The organism is Terrisphaera buseokensis (genome assembly GCF_047521145.2).
Classification (GTDB): domain Bacteria; phylum Verrucomicrobiota; class Verrucomicrobiia; order Opitutales; family Opitutaceae; genus ER46.
The window spans coordinates 4,477,680-4,504,164 of record NZ_CM134186.1 but is presented as its reverse complement, the minus strand read 5'-3'; the positions used below and the strand labels follow the sequence as shown (position 1 = coordinate 4,504,164).

The window sequence follows — 26,485 nt, the reverse complement described above, 5'->3', positions numbered from 1 at the left end:
GGTTCACGGCTCGACGAAACTCCACGCGACGCGTCCGTTTTGCACCGAGGCCACCGCGAAGCGGCCGTTGAAGCGAGCGTCGCTGGCTCCGGCGCGGACAATGAGCGTATCGCGATCGAGTGCGGACAGCACATAGTCGGTTCCGCGGGCGGTTTCGATGACGAGCACGCCCGGTGCGGGTTGTTCCACCTTGCGGACAAACGGCTCGGTGCCGACGTGGGCTTCAAACACGGAGATGAACGTCTTCACGCCGGCGCCCTCGGTGCGGCGCACGACGTAGGGCAGCGTCGCGCCGACGTCGGAGTTCTTCCAGTCGCGCTGGCCCCAGCCATCCGCGATGAACGTGCGCTCCTCGGGCTGCCGCACGGCCCACGCGACGGCGGTCAGCTTGGGACCGGCGGGCCAGGTGAGGCGCCACGCACCCGCGGCCTCGATCGCGCGCACGCGGGCGAAATCATAGAGCGGGTCGTTCACCTCGCGGGCGCGGGCATCGACGAGTCCATTCGGTTCGGCCGACGCATGAAAAACGTAGTCCTGCCGCTTCCCGCCGTTGACGCGGAAAAAATCCACGACGTAGGAGTGGCCGTTGCCGTGATCGATGATTGCGGCGCTCCGACGGTAGAGCGTCGCCTGGGTGTAGGCCTGCGACGACGCCTCCATCACCTTCACGTGCTCCGAGGTTCGGAAGAAGCCGACGTCGCCGCCGCGCTCGCGCGTCACCTGATCCTTCTCATCGATCAGCACCGTGTTGTGCGCGAGCGTGCGCGACGTCTGGTGCTTGTGTGGGTGATCCCAGAGGTAGCCGAGGTCGGAGAGAATCTCCTGGCCGTCCTTGCCGTAGGTGAGGTTCAGGCTGTCCTGGTGATGGTGTCCACCCCAGCGGCTGGCGCTCAACAGCAGCAGGCTTTCGCGGCCGGTCGGCCCCGTGCGCAGGTGGCCGATGCGCAGTTCCGGCGGGCACCAGTCGGGCAGCACGAGCGGCGGCGCGCTCTTTTGCTCCAGGCCCGGCTCGCGGTAGTAGAGCGCGAGCGGGGCGTAGCCGCGGGCGAGATCGTCGCCGCAGGTTTCCTTGAGCAACGCGAGGTACTCGGGCCGCTCCGGATAGTTGGCGACCATCAGCTCGACGAAATTGGCGCCGAGTCCGGACTTCGGATACGAGTCGGCGAATGGCGGATACGTCAGGTTGCCCTGCAGTCCCTTGAAGCAGTTCTCCCACACGCGCTCATAGGCCGTGCCGTGGTAGAGATCGACCGCGTCGCGACGACGCCCGTCGGGTCCGCGATAACCCGGTGGATCGGAGTAGCCGCGCAACGCCTGCGGCATGTCCCAGATGTTGCCGAGCGTCATCGTCGCGTACGCCGGCGATTCCGAGGTCGTGCCGTCCGGCAGAAACCACTCGTCGATCGTCTGCTGGAAGCCGTCCCAGCCGAAGCGCACCAGGCCCGGATGACCGACGCAGAGGCCGACGAGCGCCGCGGCGGTGCGGTTGCCGACCGACTTGTTGTTGATCTGTCGGTCGCTCACCAGCAGCAGCGTGCCTTCCAGCAGCAGGTCGCGCTCGATCGTGAGGCGCTCGGCGTCGCTGTAGACCGGCGTGCCGTCGGCGCGCGTGGCGGTGCAGGTGAAATCATAGGCCTCGACCATGCGACGGACGAAGCCGGACTCCTGGCCGACGCCGCTGGCGCGGCCGGCGCTCCAGTAGCCGGTGTGCAGCTTGCGGTCTGGCCGGTTGGGCGGCGGGCAGAGTTCGGGCGCGGGCAGCTGGTTGATGAACTGCGAGGCGACGCGCGGATCCATGTCGGCGTATTCGCCGTAGCCGGTGTGGACGAGCCAGCCCGGGTAGCAGGCGGCGAAGCGGAGCAGGATCGCGCGCACGCCCAGGGCGTATTCACGGTTTCCCGACAGGAGGTGGGCCTCGGCCAGGGTGCGGGCGAGGCCTGCAAGGTGGCTCACTTTGCGTGCGCGAATGTTGGCGCTGAAACTGGGCCGGCCGGTCTTGTAGGAAAAGATAACGAATGGATCGCCGCCGTAGAACGTCAGGGTCTGCGGCTTGCCCCAGGTGGTCTGCAGCGCGATCGATTCCGGATAGCGGTCATGGGGAAACGTCGTGCGGCACATGTCGCACACCAGCTGATCGGGCTGGTTTGGGTTCCAGGACCAGAGGCCGTGCGGGTGGACGGGTTTGCCCTGATCACGGCAGGCCGGACAGGGCGTGAACTTTGGATCGCCCGGCGTCGTGGTGGGAATCATCACCTCGAGGTAGGCCGGGGAGAGTTTGCCGAGGGCGTTTTTCGCCGTGCGCTCAAGTCCTTCGGCGTACGTGCGGGCCCAGGCGTAGCGCTTGAGATTCTCGCGGGCGCGCGTGACGTCCGCCGGCTTGAAGGCACCGCTCGGATGCGTGACCGAGCTCCGGTATTTGTCGCTATCGGACCAGTCGAAGAGCGGCTCCGGCGCGGGCGTGGCGGCGCGGGCAGCGATCAGACTGCAACACGCGAAAAGGAAAAGGCGGGGCAGGGTGGCACCGGGATTCATGCGACGGAAGGCAAGGGGAGCGCGAGTGTGTTGGCGCCGCCACGCCGTTGCACGCGCAAAGGCTGGACGTCGCGCCGCGGCTCGCCGACATCTTGGGCATGAACACCACCCCCTTGGTTTCCCGCCGCAACGCCCTGAAGAGTCTCGCGGCCACCACCGCAGTGGGCCTCGGCGCCCTGTCCGGGGCGCGCGCCGCCACCGCGTCCGCCCCCGCCGCCGGCGGTTCGACGTATCGCATCCAGCACGGGCGGATCAAGCAGTCGGTCGTGCCGTGGTGCTTCAATCCGATGACCGTGCCGGAACTCGCGCGTCATTCGGCCGCGATGGGGCTGAAGTCGGTGGAGCTCTGCGACCCGAAGTTCTGGCCGGCGCTGAAGGAACTCGGGCTGACCTGCGCGATTTCCGGCAGCCATGGGTTCGCGAAGGGTTTCGCGCGCACCGAGGAACACGAGGAGTGCCTCGCCGTGCTGCGCAAGCGCATCGAGGAATGTGCGGCCGCGGGCGTCGAACGCATCATTACTTTTTCTGGCTTTCGCCGGGGCGTCAGCGACGAGGTCGGCATGAAGAACATGGTCGACGGCCTGAAGAAGATCGTCGGCTTCGCCGAAACGAAGAAGGTCACGCTCTGCCTCGAGATGCTGAACTCCCGGGTGGCGGTGAACATGAAGGGCCATCCGGATTATTTCTGCGACGACATCGAGCGATCGGTGGAGGTCTGTCGTAGCATCGGCTCGGAACGCATGAAGGTGCTCTTCGACATCTATCACGTCCAGATCATGCACGGCGACATCCTCACCCGGATCAAGCAGCACCTGCCGTACATCGGCCACGTGCACACGGCGGGTGTGCCCGGGCGCAACGAAATCGACGCCAAGCAGGAGATCAATTATCCGCCGCTGATGCAGGCGTTGGTGGATCTTGGATACACCGGGTACGTCGGCCAGGAGTTCATTCCGACGCGCGACAAGATCGCCTCGCTCGCGGACGGCGTGCGGATCTGCGACGTGTGATCAGGCTGCGGGTGCGGACGCTCCTTGAATCGGCGGGCGCGGGGTTGCGCAGCCGGCCGAGGTGGATTTCATTCCCGGATTGATTGATGCCCACATGACCACGCGCCGCATGCTTCTGCAGTCGGGATTGGCCGGTTTGCTCGGCGGCGCGCTGGTCGGCTGCAGCACCGGGGCGCGGCGCGAATTCACGCCGACCCAGCCGGCGATGCCGATGATTCTCGCGGCCACGCCGACGCTGCCGGCCGAGCCGCCGGAGCACGAACTCATGGAGACCGCGTTGCGGCAGGCGCGCGCGGGCGACGCCCGGGCCGCGGTGGCCACCCTAGCGGCCGTGCACGATCCGGCGCGGCGCGGTCAGCTCAACGGACGCGTGCTGTCGATCCTCGCGGCGCAGGATCCGGCGGTAGCAGCGAGCCTGGTGGTGCAACTGCCCGCAGGGCCCGGCTGGACGGACGCGCTCGATCTGGTCGCGCGTACCTGGACGCAGCGTGATCCCGAGGCCGCGCTGGCGTGGGCCGCGGCGTTGCCGGAGGACGCGGCGGGACCGGTAGCGCGCAGCGCGGTCGTTGACGCGTTAGTGGCCGCCGATGCGAGGGCGACGATTGATCGCGTCCGCGCGTTGCCGGCGGGTTCGCGTCGAGACGATCTTCTCGTCCTGGCGGCGGCGGCGTGGGCGCGGCGCGATGCAAACGCGGCGGTGGGCTGGTTGCGCGAGCAACCGCAGGACAACCTGCGGCCGCGGCTGACGTCGGGCATCGGTTTCGGCGTGGCCCAGTCGCGTCCTGATCGCGCGATCGATCTCGCCGAACTGCTGCCGGCGGGCCGCGAACGCTGGCTGCTGTTTTCGGCGATCGCGCAAACGTGGGTCGCGGTCGATCCGAAGGCTGCGCTCGCCTGGGCGCAGCAGTTGCCGGCGGGCGCGGGCCGCGATGCGGCGTTTGCGGGCGTCGATACGGGATTTGGCGTGCCGGCCTCGCGTCGGCTCCGCGCCGGACCCGGCACCAGTGGTTCGGCCGGGCGCACGCGGGGCGGTGGCGCGGTGGTCGCGTCGCTGCCGGACGTCAACTCGCCGGCGTTCACCGCCTGGCTGGCCACCCAGGCGCCGGGACTTTCGGCCGACGAGGCGGTGCTCGAGTACGTGCGGCAGCGGGCGGCGGTCGAACCCGGCGCGGTGGGCCCGATGATTCAGGCGCTGCCCGGCGGGACGACGCGGGATCGTGCCATGGCGCTTTACGTGGACGGGTTGCTGCTCAGCTCGCCCGGTGAGGCGGTGCGCTGGGTGCAGGCGCTGCCCCATACGGAGCGGACGAATGAATTGATCGAGAAAACGGCGCGCCGCTGGCTGCAAACGAATCCCGACGCCGCGGCGTCGTGGCTCGAGACCACGCTGTTGCCGCCATACCTGAAGGAACAGCTCCTGCGCGAAGCGGGACGGTGATGGGGCGGGAGCGTCCGGGGCTCTCTCCGGTTCACCGATCGATGTCGCTGGGAGCGCAGGCGCCCCGCCTGCACCGATTCAACGCAGGCGGGACGCCTGCGCTCCCGGGCGACGCTTGGGCTCCCGGGCGACGCCTGTGTTCCCGGGTTATACCAATCGCTCCTTGCTTTTGGACTTCTGGATCGATCGTGGCCACTCGCTGGCGCTCGTAGCCACGGCTAAAGTCCAAAGGCAAAGAGCGATTGGTATTACGTCGCGTGCAATCGCGCTACGAAACGATCGATGTGATCGTGATCGGTCAGCGGATTCATAAACACCGCCTTTTCGCCGGGCAACGGATGCCACGCGCCGGTGTCGCTGTAGCCGGTGTTCGTTACGAACTGCACCCAGTTGGTGTAGAGGCCGTGCTTGCCGCGGCGCAGGAACACATCGCGGTGATAGGCGTTGTTGCGCGTCACGCGTTCGCGGTGCGCGGCGCTATCGTCGAACTCCTTTTCAAACGCCAGCTCGGCGACCGGATCGGTCACAATCGCGGGATCGTAAAGCCGGAAGCCGACCGACGGTCCCTGGTTCTGCTGCGCGATCACGAGGGCGCCGGGCGTGTGGGCGAGGCGGTGGCGGAAGTAGTTCGCGTTCTGCAGCCCGTGCGCAATGAGCATCTGGTAACCGCGCTTCCCCAGGTACTGCAGGGCTGAATACGCGCCGAAGAGGCCCGCTGCGCCGCGGGAGCATTCGATCGTGCTTTGGAAGTGCGTCTGGCCCTGCGTGCCCTTTTCGAAATAGGAAAAGTTCTCGGGATCGTGTTCGAGCGCCTGCAGCGACGCGCGCTCCTTGATCATCACGAGGCTCGAGGTGTAGGGCACGAAACCCCATTTCTGAAAGTCCACCGTGAACGAGTCGGCGTACTTGAGTTCGCGGAACCGCTCCACGTTGTGGTGCAGGCTGGCGAGCGTCGCCGCGTTGATCGCGAGCGGGTTGGCGGCGAAATCGTAATCGAGGAAGAAGATCAGCGGCCAGCCCACGGCGGAATCGACGTGGATGTGCGGCACCGTGGTGAGCCCGAAACGCGCGGTGAGCTGGCGGCAGAGATCGTAGACCGGCTTGACCCGATCGACGCCGAACGTGTCGGTCGTGCCCATCGTGAGCATTATGCAAGGCACGAGGCAGTTGAGGCGGAAGCAGGCGACGAGCTGGTCCTCGAGGTCCTTGAGGTCGATGTCGTGGGAGGACGTGACGCGGACGCGGATCGTCTTGCGCGCGAGGTTCACGCCGAGCAGCGAGAGGTTGGTCGTATTCGAATAGTGGCCGCCCTGCGAGTTGATGATGCGGTAGTCCTGTCCGTGCTCGAGGCCGAGGTGGAGGGCGTCGGGCATCGCCTTGCGGATGCCGAAGAGGTAGCCGTACAGGTTGCAGAATGTGCCGCCCTGGGTGAAGACGCCGGTGGCCTCGGCGGGATCATAGCCGACGAGTTGTGCGATCTGGCGCACGACAGTCTTTTCCAACTCCTCCGCAACCTCGCAGTATTCGCGGTAGACGAGATTGGGATTCGCCGCGACGCCGAGCATCGCACCGTAGATCGCGGGATCGCACGGCATCGTCACGACGTTCTCCACGCTCGATGGATTTTCCCACGCCTTGGACAGCGCCGCGGCGAAGAGCAGCGGCTCGTGCACCTCGCCCGGGATGCGCGGGCCGTCGGGAATCGCGTGATCGGCCTTGAGGGCGTCGAGCAGGTGTTCGCCATTCGGATACGCCGCGAGGCGTTCGGCGGTCGGGGCGTGGTGACGCCGGGACTCGACCAGCCGGCTCAGCCCGGGATCGCGGAAGACGGGCCAGAGCTTGGGATCACGCGCGAAGTAGCGCGCGCGCAACGTGGACATTTCCTCGTTGAACGCGGGGGCGACGGCCACGGCGTCCGGCTCCACGTACAACGGATCAAGGCGAAACAGCGGGTGGCTCGGGGGTGTATTCACGACGGAGGGGATAGCATCGGGCGGGCCGAAACAAGCAGGGGCGGAACGCCGCGAAGCAATCCCGGCTGCTGCCCTTGGTCAATTCAGGGGCGTCGGTCGCGCAGGCGGCGGGCAAGGTCGGTCGTGAACGCTTCGGCGCCGTTGGCGTTCATGTGCTGGGAGCTGTAGAACAGGCTGATCTGCCGGGAGAGCGGTGAGTCGCTGTAGTCCCAGAGCGGCACCTGGTATTTCTCGCTGAGCTGCCGGAACACGGCGAAGATTTCCTTTCGATTCTGCAACAGCACCTGCGCCTCATAGAACTCCGGCGAGTAAACGAGGATGAGATCGATGCCGCGCGCGCGGCACAGCTCGATGATTTCGGTCAGCGCCGCCACGCCGGCAGGATCGATTTCGTAGTTCAGGCCGTGAATGGCGCTGGCGCGGAACTTGTCGAAGTCATCGGTCCATTGATCGTAGCGCGGATAAAACCCCTGGTGATATATCTCCGGGCCGGAATAGCCGGCCCACGCGAGCAGGCCGAGCGCCCAGGTGAATTTCAGGTCCTCGACGGCGTAGCCGTACATCGGAATGTGCCGCCATTTCCAGGCCTCGGGCGAAATGCGCCGGAACGCCTCGTACAGATCGTCCGCGCGGCGCAGATACGGCTGGAACGCGGTCGGATCGTAGATCTCGCCGGACTTGGCCGTCACGAGGCTGAACGACTCCAGGTTCTGCAGGACCAGCTTGGGCGGCGCGTTGTTTTTCAGGTACGATTTCAGCACCGCGAGCTGGATGTTCGTGCGCGCGGCGACCATGCCGATGTTGTAGGCGGACCGGCCGGTGATCGCGGTGATGACGCGAGGATCGTAGTGAAACAGCGCGCGCGAGGAACCGTTGACGATGATGTCGGCGTTCACTTTTCCGGCCATGATCCGGTTGAGCGACCCGAACTTCGACGTCGTGATGCGTTTCAGCCCGGCGCTCACGATCCAGTCGGCCGCGTAGGTGAGCGCGGTCAGCAGCGCGAAGAAGCCCGCGATTTTCAGCAGGCCGGGAAACCGGCGCGGGGTGGCGGCGGCGGGCGTGGACGCAGGGGATGCGGTGGAAGCCATGGCGTCAGAACTGAAAATAGATGAACTGATTCGAGCTAAAGACGCCGAAGAAGATCATCAGCAGCGCGAAGCCGGCGTAGGCAGGCCAGCGCAGGCCCAGGGGCAGTCGCGCGACGCGTTCGCCGACGGACCGTCTCGTATTCAGGAACTGGATGAGCTCGAGCGTGACGATGGCCAGCAGGGCCGGCGGGAAATGTTTCAGATAGAAGCGTTCCGTGATGATGGCACCCGGGTTCCAGCCGAAGGGCCAGTGCGTCAGGATGTGCCACGCGTCCGTGAGCGAGTTCGCGCGGAACACCACCCAGCCGGCGCCAATCAGCACCAGGGTGGAAACGGTCTGGATTAATCGTCGCGGCGCGGTTCCGGCGCGCAGGCCGACGGCGCCCAGCACGCGATCGCGGAGCGGCTGCGTGACGCGGCCCGCGATCAGGCCGACGCCGTTCATGAGGCCCCAGACCACATAGGTCCAGTTGGCGCCGTGCCAGAGGCCGCTGAGGCCGAACGTGACGAGGATGTTGCGGGCCCAACGCCACGGCCCGACCTGGCTGCCGCCGAGGGGAATGTAGACGTAGTCGCGGAACCACGTGGAGAGCGATAGATGCCAGCGTCGCCAGAAATCGCCGAGCGACGTCGCGGCGTAGGGGCGGTCGAAGTTCTCCCGCAGCGTGAAGCCGAGCACGCGCGCGGAACCGATCGCGATGTCGGAGTAGCCGGAGAAGTCACAGTAGATCTGATACGCGAAGAACACCGTCGCGACCGTGAGCTGCAGGCCGTTGAAGTTCTGCGGCGCGGCGTAGACGTCGTTGACGTAGAACGCCACGCGGTCGGCGATCACGAGCTTCTTGAACAGGCCCCACGCCATCCGTTTCAAACCGCTGACGATGCGGGCGTAGTCGTAGTCATGGCGTTCCCGGAACTGATGCAGCAGGGATTGCGGGCGTTCGATCGGGCCGGCGACCAGCTGGGGAAAGAACATCACGTAGGTCGCGTAGACGACGACGTTGCGCTCGGCCGGCTGGTGGCCGCGGTACACTTCCACCACGTAGCTCAGGCTCTGGAACGTGTGAAACGAAAGTCCGATCGGCAGGATCAGCGCGAGCGACGGATTCTTCAGTTCCCAGCCCAGCACCTGCGCAAAACCCGTCAGCGAGCCGGCGAAGAAGTTGAAGTACTTGAACACGAAAAGCACGAGGCACGTCGCCACGATGCTCACGGCGAGCAGCAGTTTCCTGCGCCGGCCGCGGGCGTGCTCGAGATAGAGTCCGGCCGTGTAGTCGATGACGATGGTCAGCCCGAGGACCAGGATGTAGACGGGAATGAACGCCATGTAGAACCCGCAGCTCGCGACGAGCAGCAGGGGCGTGCGCCAGCGGAGCGGCAGCGTGAAATAAAGCGCGCAGACGATCGGGAAAAACAGGGCGAACTCGAAGGAGTTGAAAACCATGGACGGCGGACAGGGCGGTATAGCGGGCGCGGCAGGCGGGGCAATCTCCGGGTGCCCGCATGGGTAGCGTTCCCCTGGCCGCGAACCGCCAAAACGGCGTTTGCCTCCGCGCGGGGCCGCGGCCTGAGTCGAAATGTTCCTCACCCCGCATGACTTTCCCCCGCGTGTTCCGCCGTCTGATGTTCGCCGTGGCCGCCAGCCTGGCCGCGTCCCTTGCCCTCGCTGCCGCACCGTTGCCGGTGCCCGACAAGCTCATCGTGCTCACGTTCGACGACTCGTCGGCCTCGCACGCGACGATCGCGGCGCCGCTGCTGAAACGATATGGTTTCGGCGCGACGTTCTTCATCACCGAGGGCTTCACGTTTCGCACGAACAAGCGCGATTATATGACGTGGGAACAGATCGCGCAGCTGCACCGCGACGGCTTCGAGATTGGCAACCACACGCGCGATCACCTCGGCATCACGGAGAAAACGGTCTCGCGGCTCGCCGAGCAGCTCGAGGTCATTGCGTCACGCTGCCGCGAGCACGGCATCCCGCCGCCGGTGAGCTTCGCGTGGCCGGGCAACAAGTTTCACGTGAGCGCGCTCGCGGTGTTGCAGCAGGCCGGCATCCGCTTCGCGCGGCGCGGCGGCGAGCCCGAGGTGCCGTATCAGAAAGGTGGAGGCGTGGCATTCGAGCCCGGCGCCGATCATCCGTTGCTCATTCCCACCGCGGGTGACGCCCGACCGGACTGGTCGCTGGCGAGTCTGCAACGGGCGGTGGCGCCGGCGCGCGCGGGCCGCATTGCGGTGCTGCAGTTTCACGGCGTGCCCGATGGCGAGCACCCGTGGGTGAATACGCCGCGCGAGCGTTTCGAGGAGTACATGGCGTGGCTGCACCGCGAGGGTTTCACGGTCGTCGCGCTGCGCGATCTGGGACGTTACCTCGAGGGACGCCCGGTGCCGGCGGATCCGATGGCGGTGATCAATCAGCGATTGGAAACGGCCAAGGCCTCCGCGGCGCCGTGAGGCGCAAAGAGGAAGCGTTCAGATTCCGGACAGAATGGACAAAATGGTCGGAGGCCGCTGGTTCATTGCAGAATTTTGGAGCCATTCGGTTCATTCTGTCCGGCTGCTGTCCTGGCCGCGCTGAGGTATTGAATAATACCAATCGCCCTTTGCCTTTGGACTTTAGCCGTGGCCACTCGCTGGCGCTCGTAGCCACGATCGATCCAGAAGTCCAAAAGCAAGGAGCGATTGGTATAAAGACCTACGGTGACAGCAGCGTCGCGACGTCGGCCTGGGCGACGTTGACCATGCGCTGCATCAGATCGGCGGCGTCGAGGGTGGAGGCGTCACGCACCTCGCCGACGATGCCGTTCCAGCCGTGCGTTTCCACCTGGGCGATGAACTGCGTTAGGTCGGAGCTGAGTGCGACGGCCTCCGCCATTGTCATCTGGCGGGCGGCAAGTTCGTCGACGCGCTGCGGCCACCACTGAGCGTCCACGAGGTCGCGGTTCACGTGGGCGATGAGGGCGGTTTCAACTCCGCCGGCGTGCGGGTCGCCACGCTCGAGCGAGAACGGCACCAACGGGTCATACAGCCAGCGGAACGCCCATCGGCTGCACCGGCTTTCGCGCAGGGCCTGCTGGATCGCCTGGCGGTGCACGAGTGATCCGTGCACGTCGACCACGTAGAGTGCCCCGGGATTCTGCCAGGCCAGCAGGGCGTCGACGCAGCCGCGCACATAGCGGGTCACCAGCGGTGGCGTAAGATCAATGCTGAGACCGAACGGCAGGCCCCACGTGAGATGGCCGTAGTCGATCGGCGGGCCGATCGCGATCCCAGGGTGGGCCGCGGCAAGCCAGTGGAGCACCGCGTAGCTTTGCATCGTGTCGGTCGCGAGCGGCAGGTGCGGACCGTGCTGTTCGATCGCGGTGTCGATGCTGAACGCGAGGACGCGTGGCGGTTGCGTGGGCCGCGCGGGTGTTTGCCGCGGCAGTTCCACCACGTCGAACGAGCCCTGAAACTCCGCGCGATCGCGGGTGCCGGTGAAAAACGGGAAACACGCGCGGATGCGATCGACGATGGCCGCCTTGAGTCCCGGGTCGGCGTCGAGGCCTTCGTGATAGAGCGGCGGGAGGACCAGCGGCGCGAGCGCGGCGAGGCGTTCCGGCGCAGTGCCGAGCGAGCAGATCGGCAGGACGATGCGATCCGTGCGCACGCGGAGCTTCAACGCTTCCAGCGAGTACCCGGCGGCCCATGGCCCGGTGTTGATCTGCGTTGGCAAAAACGGGGTCAGGCGGGAGGAAAACATCCGGTTCGAGTGTCGAAGGGCTTTTCAGGGCGGGCAAGTGCTTCCGGTGAAGGCACAACGGCGGTGCTAATGCAAAGCAGCTGCCGTGCTACTGCCCCACCACGGGGGCGCGATTCGATTTGATATCATGAGAACCCAGGGCATGGTGTTCCTCATCTCCTCCGCTTAGCGGAGGATTGGGGTAACTAAGAAAGCAATGCCCGCCGTGTAGGGGTACACGGCGGGCTCTTTTTTTGCCCAAATTCCGGAATGCGGCGCTCGTCAGTGATTCTGGTGCCTCATTTCTCCGATGGGGCGCAGCGGCTCTTTCCCGATGGCGTCCGTGCCGGATTGCTTGGCCTGTAATTGCTTCCGTATTGCCAGCTGCCGGTTCGCTTTCGTAAATCGATCCGTCCCGTCGCGGTCACTCCATCCCTCATCGCCTACTGGCGTTTGTCGGTGCCGTCATGCGGGTTGCCCCTTTTTCCATGAAATCCACCGTTGTCGCGACGTCTGCGGGCCTGTTCCGCGCGTTTGTCCTGGTTTTGACCTGCCTGACGCTCTCCGCCGTGCCGGCACGATCGGCGGACGCGAAACAGGAGCCGATCAAGTTGATCATGCCGGATGGCCAGCTGCAGACGCGTTTCATCCGGGTGTTTGTCACGGACGACATCACGATGGACATGAAACCCGTCCTGCACCTTTACGGACGGCTTGCGAACATGGGTGCGGTCAGCGCTGGCGCGGCGAGGGGAAGCGTGGAGATAGAGAATGCGGCGATCGGCGGCGGCGTGAAGGTTTCCCAGATCTCCCGTCATTACCCCTGGGTGATCAAGTCGGCGAGCGGCGGACCTGACATGCACGAGAAGGGGACTCTGTTGCTCTTCGACATGCATGAGAAGCGGATTCCCTGGTACATGGCCATGGTGCGCGTGATGCCGTCCGTGACGTGGAATCCGGGCGACGCCGAGCGCTGTGCGATCGGCGAAACCGAGGTCTACATCGCCAACACGCGGGCTGCGGTGCTGTGGTCGGTGGCGGTGATGGCCGTGCTGGCGTTTCTGATTTGCCTGCTGTCATGGCGGGCGACGGCGACGGCGCGAAACCGGCCCGCCTGCGCCCGGCTGTTTGCTTCGATGTGCAATCGCAATGGCAGTCTCTCGATCTCGCAGGTGCAGGTGGCGGCGTGGACGATGGCGATCGGAACCGTGGTGTTCTGGTTCTCGCTGATCCGCCTCGAGGTGCCGGACATTCCCCCGAGCCTCGTGGCGTTGATGGGACTGTCGCTGCTCACGGGCGGACTGGGCTCGTTGAAACGGCCCGCGACCCCGATTCCCTCCAAGGACGACGGGGAGGGAGCGAGCGGAGCGCCGATGTTCGTGCCGGATCTGCCCGCGACGCGGCCGTCGATGGAGCCGGTGGGATCCTCGATGCCAACGGCGCCCTTCAAACTGCCGATGCGGGCGTCCGATTTGATTACGTACTACGACAAACAGTCGGGGCGTCGTGAGGTTTCGGTGGCGAAGGCGCAGATGATCTTCTGGACCGTCCTCACGCTCGTGGTGTTTGTGGCCAAGAGCGTGACGGATGGGACGCTCTGGCCGGTGCCGTGGCAGATGGTGGCGCTGATGGGCATGAGCCAGGCGGGCTACGTGGCGCCCAAGCTGATCCCGGCCACGGCGCAGCAGTAACCCGCAGCGCGCGGCGATTCCGCTACGCCACCGGCAGTCCGCTCGCCCGCAGAATCGTCTCCTGCACGGCGAGGTCGTGCGCGGGTTTCCACGCAAACGGCTCCTCGCCGCGAATCACCTGGGCGAGGTCCGCGAAGTCGGCCTCGTAACGCGGCCGGCTCGCCACGGTCACGTCCTGCGCGCCCTTTTTGTAGTCACCGCGGGCCTGCGCGAGCGTGAGTCGGATTGAGGGCGGTTCGAGCGGACGAATCTCAAACGTTCCGGCGTCGCCGCACACGGTGAACTGCCGGCGGGCGTTGCCCGACACCTCGATCAGCGCGCTGCGCACCGTCACCAAGGCGTGGTCATATTCGAGGGTCGCGATCTGGTGGTCGAGGAGCGGGTCGGCAAACGCACCGGCGTGCCGGGCGTGTGCGGTGACGCGCGTCGGCTTGCCGAGCAGCGTGACCGCGGCGTCGATCACATGGCAGCCGAGTTCGAACATCGCGCCGCCACGGTAGGGGAGCAGTTTCGCGCGCTCGGAGGCGGAACTCGCCTTGCTCATCGCGGCCTCGATGGAAAACACCCGGCCGAGCCAGCCTTCGCGCGCCGCCTGAAAGCACAATTGAAACGCCGGGTTGTAACGAAACATGTAGCCCAGCTGCACCGTGAGCTGGCGGCGGGTGGCTTCGTCGAGCAGGTGCTTGAATGCCGCGAGCGATTCGCCCGCGGGCTTGTCGAGATGCAGGTGCAGGCCCGCTTGCACGCAACGCGTGCCGACGGCCAGCAGGTCCTTGACCTCGGTCTCGACCGCCACGGCCCGCAGGCCCGGCGTGTTGAGCAACTCCTCCTCGGTCAGCCAGCGGATGCCCTGATAATCCTTCCGCTTTTCCGCGGCCCGCCGCAGCTGGCCGTCAGGTTCGACGACGCCCACCAACTCAAAGTCGGGTGAACGCCGCAGCGCCGCGAGCTTGCCGTCGGCGTGGGCGTGACCGGTGCCGATCTGCCCGATACGGAGCCAGGGCTTGGCCCGGGCCACGCCGGGCACCGGAGCGGACGCCGCCCACGCGCCCGAGGCCGCGAGACCGACCTGGCCGAGGGTGGTGAGAAACGTTCTCCGGCGCATGGCGCAGCGGTGAGGAATGCGAAGTTCGGAAGCGGGCCGGGCGTGAAACGCGCGGCCCGACTCCACGTCGGATTACATCCAACCCGGACGATATTCCTTCGTGATGAACTGATTCGCTTCCGGAATGTTCGTCACCTTCATTGCCTTCGAGTCCCACTCGATCCGGCGCCGCGAACGGATCGCGACGTTCGCGAGCAGCACGGCCTCGGTGAACGGGCCGGAATACTCGAAGTTCGAGCCGGGCTTCGGTCCGCCCTTGCAGCCCAGCGCCCACTCGGCAAACGGACCGTCCTTCACCCGCGGGATCGTCTTCGCCGGCAGACTCGGCGCGATCTCCTGCATCTTCACCTCGGGAATGATGCGCACGGTTTCGTAATAGAAACTACAGAGCACGGTCGCCTTGCTGCCGAACAGAAGCGTGCCGGCCTCCTCGGGCAGCTCGCGGCCGAACTCGAGTTCCTTCGGGAAGGGAGGCATCAGGCTGCCGTCCGACCAGGTGTATTTCACCGGCGGCATGTTGCCGCGCGCCGGGAAATAGTTCGTGACGACCGAGGCCGTGGGCGTCGCGAGCTTGGTCGCACCGGTCGACATCGCCTCGACCGCCGTCGGCGCGCCGAGATCGAGGGCCCAGTACGCGCCGTCCATGATGTGACACGCCACATCGCCGAACGCACCGGTGCCAAAATCCCACCAGCCGCGCCATTTCCACGGGGCGTAGGCCGGATCGTAGGGACGCGGTGACGCCACGCTCAGCCAGGCGTCCCAGTTCATCGTCTTCGGCACCACCGGCACAAACTTCGAGTGATCCGGCGCCTTGAACGAACCGATCGGCTCGCGCCACGGCGGATAGAACGGGCGGTTCGTCCAGCTCACGACCTCGCGCACTTCGCCAAGCACGCCGGCCTGCACCCATTCGCGCAACAACCGCGTGCCGTCGTGCGTGTGGCCTTGGTTGCCCATTTGCGTGACGACTTTCTTTTCGCGCGCCATCCGGGTCAGCTCGCGCGTCTCCCACACGGTGTGGGCGAGGGGCTTTTCCACGTAGACATGCTTGCCGAGGCCCATGGCGGTCATCGCCGCGGGGAAATGCGTGTGATCGGGCGTCGACACCGTCACCGCGTCGATCGACTTGCCGAGCTGGTCGAACATCTTGCGGTAATCGTTGAAGCGCGGCGCCGCCAGGATCTGTTTGCCCTCGGTCGGGAATTTTTCCGCGATGCCCTTCAGCGAGCTGTTGGCGCGATCGTCGTCGACGTCGCAAATCGCCACGATGTTCTCGTTCTTCATGCCGGTCACCGCGGCGCCGCCGCGACCACCCGCGCCGATGATGGCGACGTTGAGCCGGTTGTTGGGCGACGGCGTGCCCGGCGCTTGTGAGCGCAGGACCGCCGGGAACGCCAGCGCGCCGGCCGCCGTCGTGGTTTTCAGGAAAGTTCGTCGGGTGACAGGGGTTTTCATGAGGAGCGAAAGGGGTGAACGAGACGCTGCGCGCCGGACCCACCAGGGGTCCGGTGTTGGCGGCAGTGTGCCGGTGGTTTCCCCGGCAGCGCAATTCCAGAGATGCGACGCACACGGTTTTCCGACGACTGAATCGTCGCGTGGCCGCCAATCCGCTTGCGGGTGCCGGCGAAAGGGCGTCATCGTTGCCCCGGATGAAACCGCGCGAAACGACTTCAGGGGATTCGCGATGAGCGTGCCGCTTCAGACCCGCAAGCGCGTGCAATATGCGCTCGGTTACATCGGACTGGATTTGCTGCGCGAGGCGGCGAACGAATTGGATCAGCTGTCCGCGGCGGATCAGCAACTGCCGACGGTCCGCGCGGTGCGCGTGGATTTGCACATGGCGGCGAAGGACTGGGAGGCCGTCATCGAGTCAGGCAGCGAACTCGCGCGGGAAAATCCGGAGTGCGAGAACGCCTGGATTGGCTGGGCGTACGCGTTGCGCGAAATGCAGCAGATCGTCGAGGCCCGCGAAGTCCTGCGCATTGCCGAGCTGCATCACGGCGGCACCTCCGCGGTGCTCCACTACAACCTCGCCTGCTACGAGTCGCTCCTCGGCGATATTCCGAGCGCCCGCGACCGGCTCTCCACTGCGTGTCGCATGGAACCGCGCTTCAAGGCGGAGTCGGCCGCTGATCCGGATTTGGAAGCGCTGCGCGCCGCCGACAGTCGGAAGAAGTCGGGGAAGTAGGCCAGATCGGGAAAGTTGGACTCGGACCGCGACCGCCCCCGGTCGCTCAGCGTCCGTCCGATTTCGATCGGCTGGCTTTCCTTCAGCCGGATGCGACCGGGGGCGGTCGCGGTCCCGGGGGAAGCCCTGGTGACGACGCCACTGAAGATTGCTTCCGGCCGCGCGAACGCTTTTGGATGCGCTGCGATGGTTCGCCACCCGACGTTTTCCCTCCTGTCCGCCTGCCGTGGCCGCGGCCTGCGTGGGCTGGCGATTGCGCTGGGCGCGGGCGTTCTCGGCGTGACGGCGGCGACGCCCCGCGCGCCGGACGGAAAACGCATTTTCCAAAAACAGTGCGCCAGCTGCCACGGCGTGAAGGGCGAGGGCGTGAAGGACAAATACGCCGAGTCGCTGACGGGCGACTGGTCCGTGGCCAAGCTCACGCGCTACGTCGCGGCCAACATGCCGGACGACAAACCCGAGACGCTCGCACCCGCCGAGGCCGAGGCGGTGTCGCGTTATCTGCACGACGCGTTCTATTCCCGCGCGGCGCAGGCGAAACTTCATCCCGTCCGCGTCGAGCTCGCGCACCTTACCCACCAGCAGCACCTCATCACCGTCGCGGATTTGCTGCGCGGACTCGAGCCGCCTGATCCGGCGCCGGTGGCGGGACGCGGACTTGACGCCGTGTATTACAACGCGGCGCGCCGCGGCGGTTTCGACGCCTCCAAGATCGTGCACCGCGGCGTGGATGCGGAACTCGATTTGGTCTTCGCCGACGGCAGCCCAGCGCGCGAGCGCGTGGGCGCCGCGGAGTTTTCCGTGCAGTGGCGTGGATCCGTGCATGCCGATGAAACGGGCGACTACGAATTCGTCGTGCGCACGCCAAACAGCGTGCGCGTCTGGATCAATGCGGGCCTCGCGCCGGCCGTGCCCGCCGAGGCTGTGATTGATGCGTCGGTGTCCAATCCCGCGGATCCGAATCATCGCGTGACGCTCCGCCTTATCGGCGGCCGCCGCTATCCGATCGCGATCGATTTCTGGGCGCTGCCAGGCAAGGCCGGCGCGCCGGCTCCGGCGCTCGCGCTGCGGTGGAAGCCGCCGCACGGGGCGGAGCGGACGATACCCGCGCGCAATCTGTCGCCGGCGAAAGTGGGACCGACGTTCGTGCTCTCGACGCGCTTTCCCGCGGACGACAGCAGTCTCGGTTACGAGCGGAGCACGACGGTGTCGAAGGCGTGGGACGACGCGACAACCGGCGCCGCGTTCGAGGTCGCAACTCACGTCGGCCGCAAACTCGATCGCTACGCCGGAACCAAACCGGATGATCCCGCGCGGGCGCAACGGTGCGAGGCGTTCGCCGAGAAGTTCGTCGCGGCGGCCTTTCGTCGGCCGCTGACCGCCGAGGAGAAGAAACGTTACGTCCGGGAACGTTTCGCGTCCGCGCCCGATCTTGAAACCGCGATCCGCCGTGTCGCGCTGCTCGCACTGAAGGCCCCGGCGTTCCTGTATCCGGAATTGCCCGTCGGCCGCGTCGGCGCGACGCAGGTGGCGGCCCGGCTGTCGTTCGGCCTCTGGGATTCCGCGCCGGACGCCGTGCTGACGCAGGCGGCGGCGGAGGGAAAATTGAACTCGCGCGACGCGATCCGCGCGCAGGCGGAACGGATGATCGGCGATCATCGCGCCCGCGCGAAGCTGCAGGCGTTCTTCCACCACTGGCTGCAGATGCGTTACCTCGAGGATCTGCGCAAGGACGAGACGCTGTATCCGGATTTCACCCCCGAGCTCATCGACGACCTGCGCACGTCGCTGAACCTGTTTCTCGAGCGCGTCGCGTGGAGTGGGGCGGGTGATTATCGCGAGCTGCTGCGCGCCGACACGCTGTTCGTGAACGATCGGCTGGCGGCCTTCTATGGCCTCCCGCCGCCGCCAGCCGGCGAGTTTGTCCCGGTCCCGACTGCACCGGGCGAACGTTCCGGCGTGCTCACGCACCCGTACCTGCTCGCGGCGTTTTCCTACAAGGGCACCACGTCGCCGATTCACCGCGGCGTGTTTCTCACCCGCAACATCGTGGGCCGCGCGCTCAAGTCGCCGCCGATGGCGGTCGCGTTCAACAACGAGGAATTTCCCGCCGGCCTGAGCATGCGGGAGAAGGTCACGAAGCTCACGCGCTCGGAGTCGTGCCAGGGGTGTCACGCCGTGATCAATCCGCTCGGCTTCAGCCTCGAGTGGTTCGATGCGGTGGGCCGCTTCCGGCGCGAGGAAAACGGCCGCGCGATCGATGCGGTGAGCGAATATCTCACCGACGACAACCAGACCGTGCGGCTCGCCGGCGCGCGCGATGTGGCTGACTTCGCGGTCGGGAGCGAGCGCGCGACCGACGGCTTCATCGAGCAGCTGTTTCATCACGTCGTGAAGCAGCCGCTGCTGGCGTACGGTCCCGACGCCGCGACGGAGCTGCGGCATTCTTTCATCGCCTCGGGCTACAATCTGCGCCATCTCCTCGTCGAGATTGCCACGCTGGCCGCCCAGCGCGGCGTCGCCTGGAACGTCCCGCCCCCGACCCCGCCACCCGCCCGCTCATGACCCCGCTGCTTCGTCGCCAGTTTCTCAAGCAGGCCGGACTTTCGGCCGCCGTGCTGCCGTTCATCGCAGGTCTGCCCAGCCTCGCGCTCGCCGCGCCGGCGCGGCCCCGACAGCGGCTCGTGATTCTCTTCACGCCCAACGGCACGATCCCGCCGGCGTTCTGGCCCGACGAGACCGGCCGCGAGTTTGCGCTGAAGGAAATCCTCTCGCCGCTCGCGTCCTACAAGGAACGCATGCTGATCCTGCACGGCGTGCACAACCGCGTGCGCGGCGACGGCGACAATCACATGCGCGGCATGAGTTGCCTGCTCACCGGCGCCGAGTTGCTGCCGGGAAATATTCAGGGCGGCGGCAAATCGATCCCGGCGGGGTGGGGTGGCGGCATCTCGATCGACCAGGAGTTGAAGAATTATTTCCAGAGCCGGACGGAAACGCGCACGCGCTTCGGTTCGCTGGAGTTTGGCGTCGGCGTGCAGGATCGCGCGGACCCGTGGACCCGCATGTCGTACGCCGGCGCCGGCAAGCCCGTCGCGCCCGTGTCCGATCCGTACCAGATGTACGAAAAACTCTACGGCCAGCTGAAGGACAAGGAGAGCCTGCGCAGCGTCATCGACGATCTGCAGTCCGAGCTGGCCAAGGTCCGCAAGCTGATCAGCGCCGAGGATCGCCGCGTCCTCGCCGAGCATGAGGCGCTGGTGCGGCAGCTGGAACGCGAGCTCGACGACGCGGCGCGCCGGAAATTGCGCGTCGGTCCGCCCGCCCTCGACGCAGGCATCGCGGATCAAAACGACAATGTGCCGCGCCTGAGCCGCATGCAGATCGATCTGCTCGTGAATTCATTCGTCAACGACATGGCGCGGGTGGCGACGTTTCAGTTCACGAAGTCGGTCGGTGGCGCGCGGATGAGCTGGCTCGACATCACCGACGGCCATCACGGGCTGTCGCACGAACCGGACACCGACGAGGCCGCGAAGACCAAGCTGGTCAAAATCAACCAGTGGCTCGCGGGCGAGGTGCGTTACCTCGTGGATCGGCTCGCGGCCACGCCGGAACCTGGTGGCGACAGCAAACTCCTCGACAACACGCTGGTGCTTTGGACCAACGAACTCGGCAAGGGCAACAGCCACACGCTCGACAACATTCCGTTCGTCCTCATCGGCGGCGGCTTCGGATTCGACATGGGCCGTTCGCTGAAGCTCGGCGGCGTGCCACACAACCGGCTGCACCTCGCGCTCGCGCACGCCGTCGGTCACCGGATCGAAACCTTCGGCAAACGCGATCTCTGCGCCGGCGGGCCGCTCGCGCTGGGCTGACGCCCGGCGGACAGAAGAGACGGCGCGGCACGCGCATCGCCCCGACGCACCCATCTGCGATTTTTATCCGCGTTCATTCGCGGGCGACGATCGGCGTCCGTCGAGCTTGTCGCGGGCGGCAACCCGCCGCACAACTCTCCCGTGCCTTCCGATGCTGATGCGGTTCCGAGTTCCAGTTTCTCCGCGGTGTTTCGTCGCCTGGGGGCGGCGGGGCCCGTCGCGGTGGTCATGTCCTTCTGGCCGCCGCTGGGTGGATTCGTGCTGCTGGCAACGTTGACGCGGCTCGGGCCGTGGCTGCGCGAACAGGGCACCACGGGCATGGTGATCTACTTCGTCGTGCTGGGACTGCTGATGGGGCTGTCGGTTGTACCCACGTATTCCTGCGCCATTCTGGCAGGCTGGGCGTTTGGCTTTGTGGTGGGATTTCCGCTGGCGGTGGTGACGATCACGGCGGCCTCGGTCATCGCTTATGCGATCGGCCGGTGGATCGCGCGCGATCGCGTGATCGAGGTCGTGCGCGAACGACCGAAGTGGAACGCGATTTACCTGGCGCTGCTCGGCCGCGCCACCGGGCGCACGCTGCTGGTGGTGACATTGCTGCGGATTCCGCCGACCTCGCCGTTTGCGATCGCGAACCTGGTGCTCGCGGCCGGAAAAGTTCGGCTGCTGCCGTACACGCTCGGGACGTTCCTGGGTGTCGCTCCGCGCACGGCGCTGGCCGCGTTCACCGCGGCCGGGCTGGAGCAGTTGAAGTTCAAGAACGCGACCGAGACCTGGGTCGTGGTCACCGGAATCGTGGTAACGCTGATCGTCTGCGCCGTGCTCGGTCTGCTCGCCAATCGCGCGCTCGCCCAGTTGACCGACAACGGCGATCATCCCGACGCGATCGCGCCGGCGCGAGTCGAGTGATAACCGGCTACGACTGCATTTCCCGCTCCTGATCGGCGGAGTGCCGCAGCGCGTAGGCCATGGCGAGGACGATCCCGGCGTTGACGGCAAAGACCGCCACCTTGAGCCAGGTGACGTGGTGGAATATCTCGTAGATTTCGACGGGAATGTAGAGGGCGCCGGCGACGAGTGCGAACCACTCCGCCCACCGTCGTCCGTGCCACAAGCCGAACGCTTCGACGCCGCGCACCACCGCATAGGCCGCGGCGGCGGCGGCCAGCCACCACAGCCGCTGATTTGTCACGTGCGACGCGGCCTCGACAAAAATGTGCGGGTAGTGGCTCGCTGGATTCAGATGGCTCAAGCGGACGACGTGCTCGGCCATCTCCTGCACATCGCGATCGATCAGGGTCAACAAGCCCAGGCCGGCCACCAGCACGAGCGCGCCTTTCCCCGCTTCAAAAAGCGCGACAGTCCTGACCCCGGTGCGAAGCGGCCGATTGAGATTCACGCGGTGTTGGCTACAGCGTGGTTCGAAACCGGCACCGTGCAACTCCACCGGCAGGCGGGTGGGTGGCCGTCGCAGCCAAACGACTCATGCAGGTGAAGGTTGAAAGGTGAGAGTTGAAAGAACCGGAAGCAGACCGAACCACCGTCGATTGGATTCGAATTCAATCAAGCACCTGTCGGTGGAACCCCGCCCGAACTCCAGGAGCGATGGCGGTACTGGGGCTTTCAACCTTCAACTTTCACCTTTCAACTGCATGGTTCCGTCTCAGCCCTCGCCGCTGCCCAGCGCCTTGTCCACCCACTGCTTGATCCGGAGCAGGCCGTTCGTGCGCTTCGGATCATCGGGCCGCATGGTGCCCAGAAGCGTGATCACCGTGGCGGCGTAGTCGTCGGCGTTGGACGTGACGAGCGTGGGCAGCTCGAAGGGATTCATCTCGCCCTTGCGAATCATCGCGCGGGCCTCGTGTTCAAGTTCGATTGACGTGCCGCCGAGCGCGCCGCCGTCGCCTTTGCCCTTGGAAAAGCCGCCGCCGCCACCGCCGCCGGCCGCGTCGCTCGAGGCGCCTTCGGTCCGGCCGCGTGGCTGGCGTTCGATTTGCGCGGGGTAGTCCTTGCCGTCGCGGCCCGTGACGGTGCCGGGTTGCTGAATCTTGCCGGACTGGACCAGCTCCATGCGGCAGCGGCGTACGAGGTCCGAGGATACGCGGCACAGTTCGGCGAGGACGGGATTGGCCCGGTCCGGCCACTCTTCGAGTGCGATCGCGACGGCTTTGCGCTTGTCCGCATTGTTCCGATACACGCCGTTGGTGGCGTTGGCGCCGAGCGCATGGCGCAGGGCGTCGGTGCGGCCGCCCGGAAACACGTCGGCGGAAATGGTCGGCCGCTCGATGCGCCGGGCCGCGAGGAAGCGGTGGAAGCCGTCCGCGAGCCAGTACGTCGCGCCGTCGTAGTAGACGACGATGGGCGGGAAGACGGCTCCCTGGGACATTTCGTCGGCGTAGCTCTCGATGGCGTCGTCCGTCGTTTGCACGCGGGCCTGGGTGCCGCCGTTGATGTTGATGAGTTCGAGGAAGAGATCCTGCGCGGGCATGGGAAAAAAGGTGCGTTTGTGCGGGAGAACCAATCCCGACCGCAAGGGCAATCGCCGGGCTGGTGCGCGCAGAAAATTCAAACGCGGCGCGCCGGGAATTCCCGCTTGCCACCGCCTCCCTTGCGCCCGTTCTGTGAGGGTTGAGCCACGGGCACGGCCGCGCTTGAAATGCAACCGGCGGTGTCCGCAGTGTCGCCTACCGTCGACGCGGCTCATGACCCAACCCCTGCCATGACCGAACTCCCCGCCTGTCGCGTGTCCGTTATCCTCCGGCGTTCGCTGCGCCGTTTCATTCCCGCTCTTGCGGCCGCGTGGGCGCTGGTTCTGCTGGCGGCACCGCCGGCGGTCGCGGCCGAGGTCGGCGTCGTCACGGGCGCGGTGAGCAACACCGCCACGGGCAATCTGCTGGAGGGCGCGCGCGTGGCCGTGCCGCAGCTGGGGCTGACGACCCTCACGGACGACACCGGCCGCTTCGTGCTGGCCAACGTCCCGGTCGGATCGCACGAGTTGGTCGTCTCCTACATCGGCCTCGATACCGTGCGCAGCACCGTCGTCGTGGCCGCAGGACAGCGGGCGACGCGCAACTTCGATCTCACGACGGCGATCTACCAGCTCGACGCCTTCAAGGTCACGGGCGAGCGCGAGGGCGGGGCGGCGGCAATCACGGCGCAGCGCAATGCGGACAACGTGAAGAACATCGTGGCGATGGATTCCTTCGGCAACCTGCCGAACATGAATGCGGGCGAGGTCGCGATCCGGCTGCCCGGCGTGGCCGGCAATCTGAGCGACGAAAACCTGGTCGACGGTTTCACCATCCGCGGCATCGGTCCCGGACTCAACAGCGTCACGCTCGACGGCTCGCCGCTCACGAGCCAGGGCGCGCTGACCCGCAGCACGAACATCAATAATCTCACGGGCACGATGTTTGATCAGCTGGAGCTCACGAAGGGCCACACGCCGGACAAGGGCGCCGATTCCCTCGGCGGCACGATTAATTTGAAAAGCCGCTCGCCGCTCAGCATGCGGGAAAAACGCCGCATCTCCTACAGCGCCGGCGTGCGCATCGCGCCCTCGTTCACCGAGCAGGTGCCGCTGCGCGAGGCGCACCGCGCGCATCCGCTGTTCAACGTCGCCTGGCAGGAGGTGTTCGGGGTCCTCGGCGGCGAGCGGAATCTCGGCGTGTCGGTCAATTTGTTCTACAGCGAGAATGCCGTCGGCGGTTTCCGCACCGTGCGGGATTTTCAGAACACGACGGCGCAACCGGCGTACGTCTGGGACTACCGCACGTGGGACAATTACAACAACCGCAAGCAGGCCAGCATTAACGTCAAGACCGACTACCGGCTCTCGGCCAACACCAAGCTCTCGCTCAACGCGGTCGTGAACGATGCGATCGAGACCTTCCGCCGCCAGTACGAATCGCGGGCGTTCACCGCGCAGACCGTCGGCACCACCGGAACCGCCGGTATCCTGCCCGGTTATACTGACCGCATCACGCAGGTGCGCGCGTCGACGGCGTCGACGATCGACATCACGTCGACCGGCCCGGGCAATTTCTACAACCGGATGCGCCGGCTGGATTTTGGCGTCGAGCAGCAGTTCGGCCGGCTCCAGCTCGATTACAACGCACTGTACACGCAGACGAACATCAACGGCGGCGGTGGCGGCCGCGGCGGCATTCTCGTCAACCGCATCACGAATGTCGGCTGGATCCTCGACCGCACGCAGTCGGATCTGTTTCCCCGCTTCACCCAGACCGAGGGGGCGGATTTCACCAACGCGGCCAACTACCGGCCGACGACCTACAACAATTCGATTCTCCAGAACGACAATGACAACAAGGAGGTTCGCGGCAACGCCCGCTACGAGCTGCCGGTGTCGTTTCCGCTGTACCTGAAGGCGGGCGCGCTATGGCGCGAGCAGTACGCGGACGCATCGAGCGTCGCCCGGCGCTGGAATTACGCCGGCACGACGGCGCTGCCCGCGGATCCGACCATTCGGAGTTTTGACACCGTGAAGACGGGCCGGCGGCTGCCGCAGTGGGAGGCGGTGCAGTTCGTCGCCGACCGCCAGCCGATCACACCGGCGCTCTGGCGGGAGGATTTGTATTTCTACGAGCAGAACAAATACACCGCGAACCGCGCCGTGACCGAGGAAGTGACGGCGGGTTACGCGATGGCGCAGGGCCGGGTGGGGCGGACCGGTTTCATCGCCGGCGTCCGCACCGAAAAAACGGATACGTCGAGCTGGGGCTGGGTGCGCGCCCGCAACGGCAGCACCGTTGCGCAGCAGACCGCGGATCCGGTGGGCTCGGCGCAGCGCGACTATGCGAACACCCAGCGCCGGAACAGCGGCAGCTACACGAAGTCGTTTCCCAGCGCGCATCTCACCCACGACGTGACGCCGAACATCAAGGCCCGGCTGAGCTGGTCCACGAGCTTCGGCCGCCCCGCGTTGAACAACGCCCTGCCGAACGAAACGATCAACGAGACCAATCAGACGCTCACGGTGAACAATCCGAGCCTGCTGCCGCAGACGGCGGAGAATTGGGATGCCGCGCTCGACTACTACTTCGAACCCGTCGGCAATCTCTCGGTCGCCTGGTTTCACAAGACGATCAAGGACTACATCGTCACGGGCACGAACGCCGGCACGATCGGCACCGGCACCGACAACGGCTTCAACGGTGAATACCCCGGCTTCACGCGGCTGACCTCGGCCAATGCGGGCACCGCCATCGTGCAGGGCTGGGAGTTCGCCTACCAGCAGCAGTTCACGTTTCTCCCCGGCTGGCTGAAAGGCTTGGGCGCGTCGGCCAACTTCACGGTGATCGCGACGCACGGCAATTTCGGCGGGACCACCGAGCGCGCGACTGACGAAGTGCCTGGCTTCATTCCGCGCACCGGCAACGCCAGCCTCTCGTGGCGGCACAAGCGTTTCAGCACGCGCGTGCTCTATAACTACACGGGCGATTACATCACCGCCTTCACCGCGGCGAGCGTCGGTCGGAATCTCTACCGCTACAAGTATTCCACGGTGACGGCCGGCGTCGCGTATCAATACCGGCCGTGGCTGCAGTTCACCGCGGACGTCGCGAACCTGTTCAACGAACCGCAGGCGCAGTACCGCGGCATTCCGGATCAGATGGCGAACACGATTATCAACGGCACCACGATCACGCTCGGCGTGAACGGCCGGTTCTAGCCCGAAATCGTTGCTGGCGCGCGGCCACGCGCCAAGTTTGCCGGACTGTCCTTCGGCCGGGAGTTCGCGCTTGCCTTGCGTTCGACGCCGGGCCTTTCCTTGCCTGTTCGTTTTACCCTGTCGACCGGGCACTGCGTTTGCCCGGTTTTCCTGCTACCCAACC

General features: G+C 66.2%; 18 protein-coding genes. 9 read left to right on the top strand and 9 right to left on the bottom strand.

The genetic code is table 11. The features are described from left to right. Positions 1 to 3 precede the first annotated feature (3 nt). Positions 4 to 2,532 (bottom strand): heparinase II/III domain-containing protein, encoded by a 2,529-nt coding sequence (locus tag ACLJEU_RS16930; RefSeq protein ID WP_414660333.1) that lies wholly within the window; start codon positions 2,530 to 2,532, stop codon positions 4 to 6. Positions 2,533 to 2,630: 98 nt separating this feature from the next. On the opposite strand from ACLJEU_RS16930, the gene ACLJEU_RS16925 reads away from it, so the two are divergent. Together ACLJEU_RS16925 and ACLJEU_RS16920 are read left to right on the top strand one after the other, a co-directional pair. Next, positions 2,631 to 3,542 carry a hydroxypyruvate isomerase family protein gene (locus tag ACLJEU_RS16925; RefSeq protein ID WP_414660334.1) on the top strand — a complete coding sequence of 304 codons (912 nt, stop codon included), beginning with the start codon at positions 2,631 to 2,633 and terminating at the stop codon, positions 3,540 to 3,542. A gap of 94 nt (positions 3,543 to 3,636) precedes the next feature. Next, positions 3,637 to 4,980: a hypothetical protein gene (locus tag ACLJEU_RS16920; RefSeq protein ID WP_414660335.1), complete on the top strand. Its 1,344-nt coding sequence runs from the start codon at positions 3,637 to 3,639 to the stop codon at positions 4,978 to 4,980. A 248-nt stretch (positions 4,981 to 5,228) separates the two neighbouring features. On the opposite strand, the gene ACLJEU_RS16915 is transcribed toward ACLJEU_RS16920, so the two are convergent. The 3 genes from ACLJEU_RS16915 to ACLJEU_RS16905 all read right to left on the bottom strand — a co-directional run bounded on the left by ACLJEU_RS16915 (position 5,229) and on the right by ACLJEU_RS16905 (position 9,488). After that, positions 5,229 to 6,860 carry a pyridoxal phosphate-dependent decarboxylase family protein gene (locus ACLJEU_RS16915; protein WP_414661064.1) on the bottom strand — a complete coding sequence of 544 codons (1,632 nt, stop codon included), beginning with the start codon at positions 6,858 to 6,860 and terminating at the stop codon, positions 5,229 to 5,231. Positions 6,861 to 7,036: 176 nt separating this feature from the next. Continuing rightward, positions 7,037 to 8,044, bottom strand: a complete 1,008-nt coding sequence (locus ACLJEU_RS16910; RefSeq protein WP_414660336.1) for a hypothetical protein — start codon at positions 8,042 to 8,044, stop codon at positions 7,037 to 7,039. Positions 8,045 to 8,048: 4 nt separating this feature from the next. Then, positions 8,049 to 9,488, bottom strand: coding sequence for an MBOAT family O-acyltransferase (locus ACLJEU_RS16905; protein ID WP_414660337.1), 1,440 nt, complete (start codon positions 9,486 to 9,488; stop codon positions 8,049 to 8,051). Between the two features lie 149 nt (positions 9,489 to 9,637). Here ACLJEU_RS16905 and ACLJEU_RS16900 point away from each other — a divergent pair, with 149 nt between their 5' ends. Further along, positions 9,638 to 10,498, top strand: coding sequence for a polysaccharide deacetylase family protein (locus tag ACLJEU_RS16900; RefSeq protein ID WP_414660338.1), 861 nt, complete (start codon positions 9,638 to 9,640; stop codon positions 10,496 to 10,498). A 241-nt stretch (positions 10,499 to 10,739) separates the two neighbouring features. Here the strand turns inward: ACLJEU_RS16900 and ACLJEU_RS16895 are convergent, their stop codons facing one another. Further along, entirely contained in the window at positions 10,740 to 11,786 is a 1,047-nt protein-coding gene (locus ACLJEU_RS16895) for a creatininase family protein (protein ID WP_414660339.1), read from the bottom strand. 467 nt (positions 11,787 to 12,253) lie between these two features. On the opposite strand from ACLJEU_RS16895, the gene ACLJEU_RS16890 reads away from it, so the two are divergent. After that, on the top strand, positions 12,254 to 13,456 hold the full coding sequence (locus tag ACLJEU_RS16890; protein ID WP_414660340.1) for a hypothetical protein: 1,203 nt from the start codon (positions 12,254 to 12,256) through the stop codon (positions 13,454 to 13,456). Positions 13,457 to 13,478: 22 nt separating this feature from the next. On the opposite strand, the gene ACLJEU_RS16885 is transcribed toward ACLJEU_RS16890, so the two are convergent. Together ACLJEU_RS16885 and ACLJEU_RS16880 are read right to left on the bottom strand one after the other, a co-directional pair. Then, positions 13,479 to 14,561: a Gfo/Idh/MocA family protein gene (locus ACLJEU_RS16885; RefSeq protein ID WP_414660341.1), complete on the bottom strand. Its 1,083-nt coding sequence runs from the start codon at positions 14,559 to 14,561 to the stop codon at positions 13,479 to 13,481. Positions 14,562 to 14,633: 72 nt separating this feature from the next. Beyond that, positions 14,634 to 16,019 (bottom strand): Gfo/Idh/MocA family protein, encoded by a 1,386-nt coding sequence (locus tag ACLJEU_RS16880; RefSeq protein ID WP_414660342.1) that lies wholly within the window; start codon positions 16,017 to 16,019, stop codon positions 14,634 to 14,636. 229 nt (positions 16,020 to 16,248) lie between these two features. Between ACLJEU_RS16880 and ACLJEU_RS16875 the strand changes: the two genes are divergently transcribed. The 4 genes from ACLJEU_RS16875 to ACLJEU_RS16860 all read left to right on the top strand — a co-directional run bounded on the left by ACLJEU_RS16875 (position 16,249) and on the right by ACLJEU_RS16860 (position 21,539). Next, positions 16,249 to 16,752 (top strand): tetratricopeptide repeat protein, encoded by a 504-nt coding sequence (locus tag ACLJEU_RS16875; protein ID WP_414660343.1) that lies wholly within the window; start codon positions 16,249 to 16,251, stop codon positions 16,750 to 16,752. Between the two features lie 186 nt (positions 16,753 to 16,938). After that, positions 16,939 to 19,317: a DUF1592 domain-containing protein gene (locus tag ACLJEU_RS16870; RefSeq protein ID WP_414660344.1), complete on the top strand. Its 2,379-nt coding sequence runs from the start codon at positions 16,939 to 16,941 to the stop codon at positions 19,315 to 19,317. Continuing rightward, positions 19,314 to 20,630 (top strand): DUF1552 domain-containing protein, encoded by a 1,317-nt coding sequence (locus ACLJEU_RS16865; protein WP_414660345.1) that lies wholly within the window; start codon positions 19,314 to 19,316, stop codon positions 20,628 to 20,630. The genes ACLJEU_RS16870 and ACLJEU_RS16865 overlap by 4 nt, the downstream gene beginning before the upstream one ends. Before the next feature lie 141 nt (positions 20,631 to 20,771). Continuing rightward, on the top strand, positions 20,772 to 21,539 hold the full coding sequence (locus ACLJEU_RS16860) for a TVP38/TMEM64 family protein (RefSeq protein WP_414660346.1): 768 nt from the start codon (positions 20,772 to 20,774) through the stop codon (positions 21,537 to 21,539). Between the two features lie 7 nt (positions 21,540 to 21,546). Here ACLJEU_RS16860 and ACLJEU_RS16855 read toward each other — a convergent pair whose 3' ends face one another. Beyond that, a complete protein-coding gene (locus ACLJEU_RS16855) occupies positions 21,547 to 22,077 on the bottom strand; it encodes a DUF2127 domain-containing protein (protein WP_457795265.1) in 531 nt (176 codons plus the stop codon). 216 nt (positions 22,078 to 22,293) lie between these two features. Continuing rightward, a complete protein-coding gene (locus tag ACLJEU_RS16850) occupies positions 22,294 to 23,118 on the bottom strand; it encodes a chromosome partitioning protein ParB (protein WP_414660348.1) in 825 nt (274 codons plus the stop codon). Positions 23,119 to 23,349: 231 nt separating this feature from the next. On the opposite strand from ACLJEU_RS16850, the gene ACLJEU_RS16845 reads away from it, so the two are divergent. Further along, on the top strand, positions 23,350 to 26,322 hold the full coding sequence (locus ACLJEU_RS16845; protein WP_414660349.1) for a TonB-dependent receptor: 2,973 nt from the start codon (positions 23,350 to 23,352) through the stop codon (positions 26,320 to 26,322). Positions 26,323 to 26,485 lie beyond the last annotated feature (163 nt).

What these genes read in the sequence shown, in the direction of transcription:
- ACLJEU_RS16900 (WP_414660338.1), top strand. Translation starts at nt 9,638, where the DNA reads ATGACTTTCCCCCGCGTGTTCCGCCGTCTGATGTTCGCCGTGGCCGCC.
- ACLJEU_RS16850 (WP_414660348.1), bottom strand. Translation starts at nt 23,118, where the DNA reads ATGCCCGCGCAGGATCTCTTCCTCGAACTCATCAACATCAACGGCGGC.
- ACLJEU_RS16875 (WP_414660343.1), top strand. Translation starts at nt 16,249, where the DNA reads ATGAGCGTGCCGCTTCAGACCCGCAAGCGCGTGCAATATGCGCTCGGT.
- ACLJEU_RS16885 (WP_414660341.1), bottom strand. Translation starts at nt 14,561, where the DNA reads ATGCGCCGGAGAACGTTTCTCACCACCCTCGGCCAGGTCGGTCTCGCG.
- ACLJEU_RS16890 (WP_414660340.1), top strand. Translation starts at nt 12,254, where the DNA reads ATGAAATCCACCGTTGTCGCGACGTCTGCGGGCCTGTTCCGCGCGTTT.
- ACLJEU_RS16930 (WP_414660333.1), bottom strand. Translation starts at nt 2,532, where the DNA reads ATGAATCCCGGTGCCACCCTGCCCCGCCTTTTCCTTTTCGCGTGTTGC.
- ACLJEU_RS16925 (WP_414660334.1), top strand. Translation starts at nt 2,631, where the DNA reads ATGAACACCACCCCCTTGGTTTCCCGCCGCAACGCCCTGAAGAGTCTC.
- ACLJEU_RS16910 (WP_414660336.1), bottom strand. Translation starts at nt 8,044, where the DNA reads ATGGCTTCCACCGCATCCCCTGCGTCCACGCCCGCCGCCGCCACCCCG.
- ACLJEU_RS16905 (WP_414660337.1), bottom strand. Translation starts at nt 9,488, where the DNA reads ATGGTTTTCAACTCCTTCGAGTTCGCCCTGTTTTTCCCGATCGTCTGC.
- ACLJEU_RS16920 (WP_414660335.1), top strand. Translation starts at nt 3,637, where the DNA reads ATGACCACGCGCCGCATGCTTCTGCAGTCGGGATTGGCCGGTTTGCTC.
- ACLJEU_RS16915 (WP_414661064.1), bottom strand. Translation starts at nt 6,860, where the DNA reads ATGTCCACGTTGCGCGCGCGCTACTTCGCGCGTGATCCCAAGCTCTGG.
- ACLJEU_RS16870 (WP_414660344.1), top strand. Translation starts at nt 16,939, where the DNA reads ATGGTTCGCCACCCGACGTTTTCCCTCCTGTCCGCCTGCCGTGGCCGC.
- ACLJEU_RS16865 (WP_414660345.1), top strand. Translation starts at nt 19,314, where the DNA reads ATGACCCCGCTGCTTCGTCGCCAGTTTCTCAAGCAGGCCGGACTTTCG.
- ACLJEU_RS16845 (WP_414660349.1), top strand. Translation starts at nt 23,350, where the DNA reads ATGACCGAACTCCCCGCCTGTCGCGTGTCCGTTATCCTCCGGCGTTCG.
- ACLJEU_RS16895 (WP_414660339.1), bottom strand. Translation starts at nt 11,786, where the DNA reads ATGTTTTCCTCCCGCCTGACCCCGTTTTTGCCAACGCAGATCAACACC.
- ACLJEU_RS16880 (WP_414660342.1), bottom strand. Translation starts at nt 16,019, where the DNA reads ATGAAAACCCCTGTCACCCGACGAACTTTCCTGAAAACCACGACGGCG.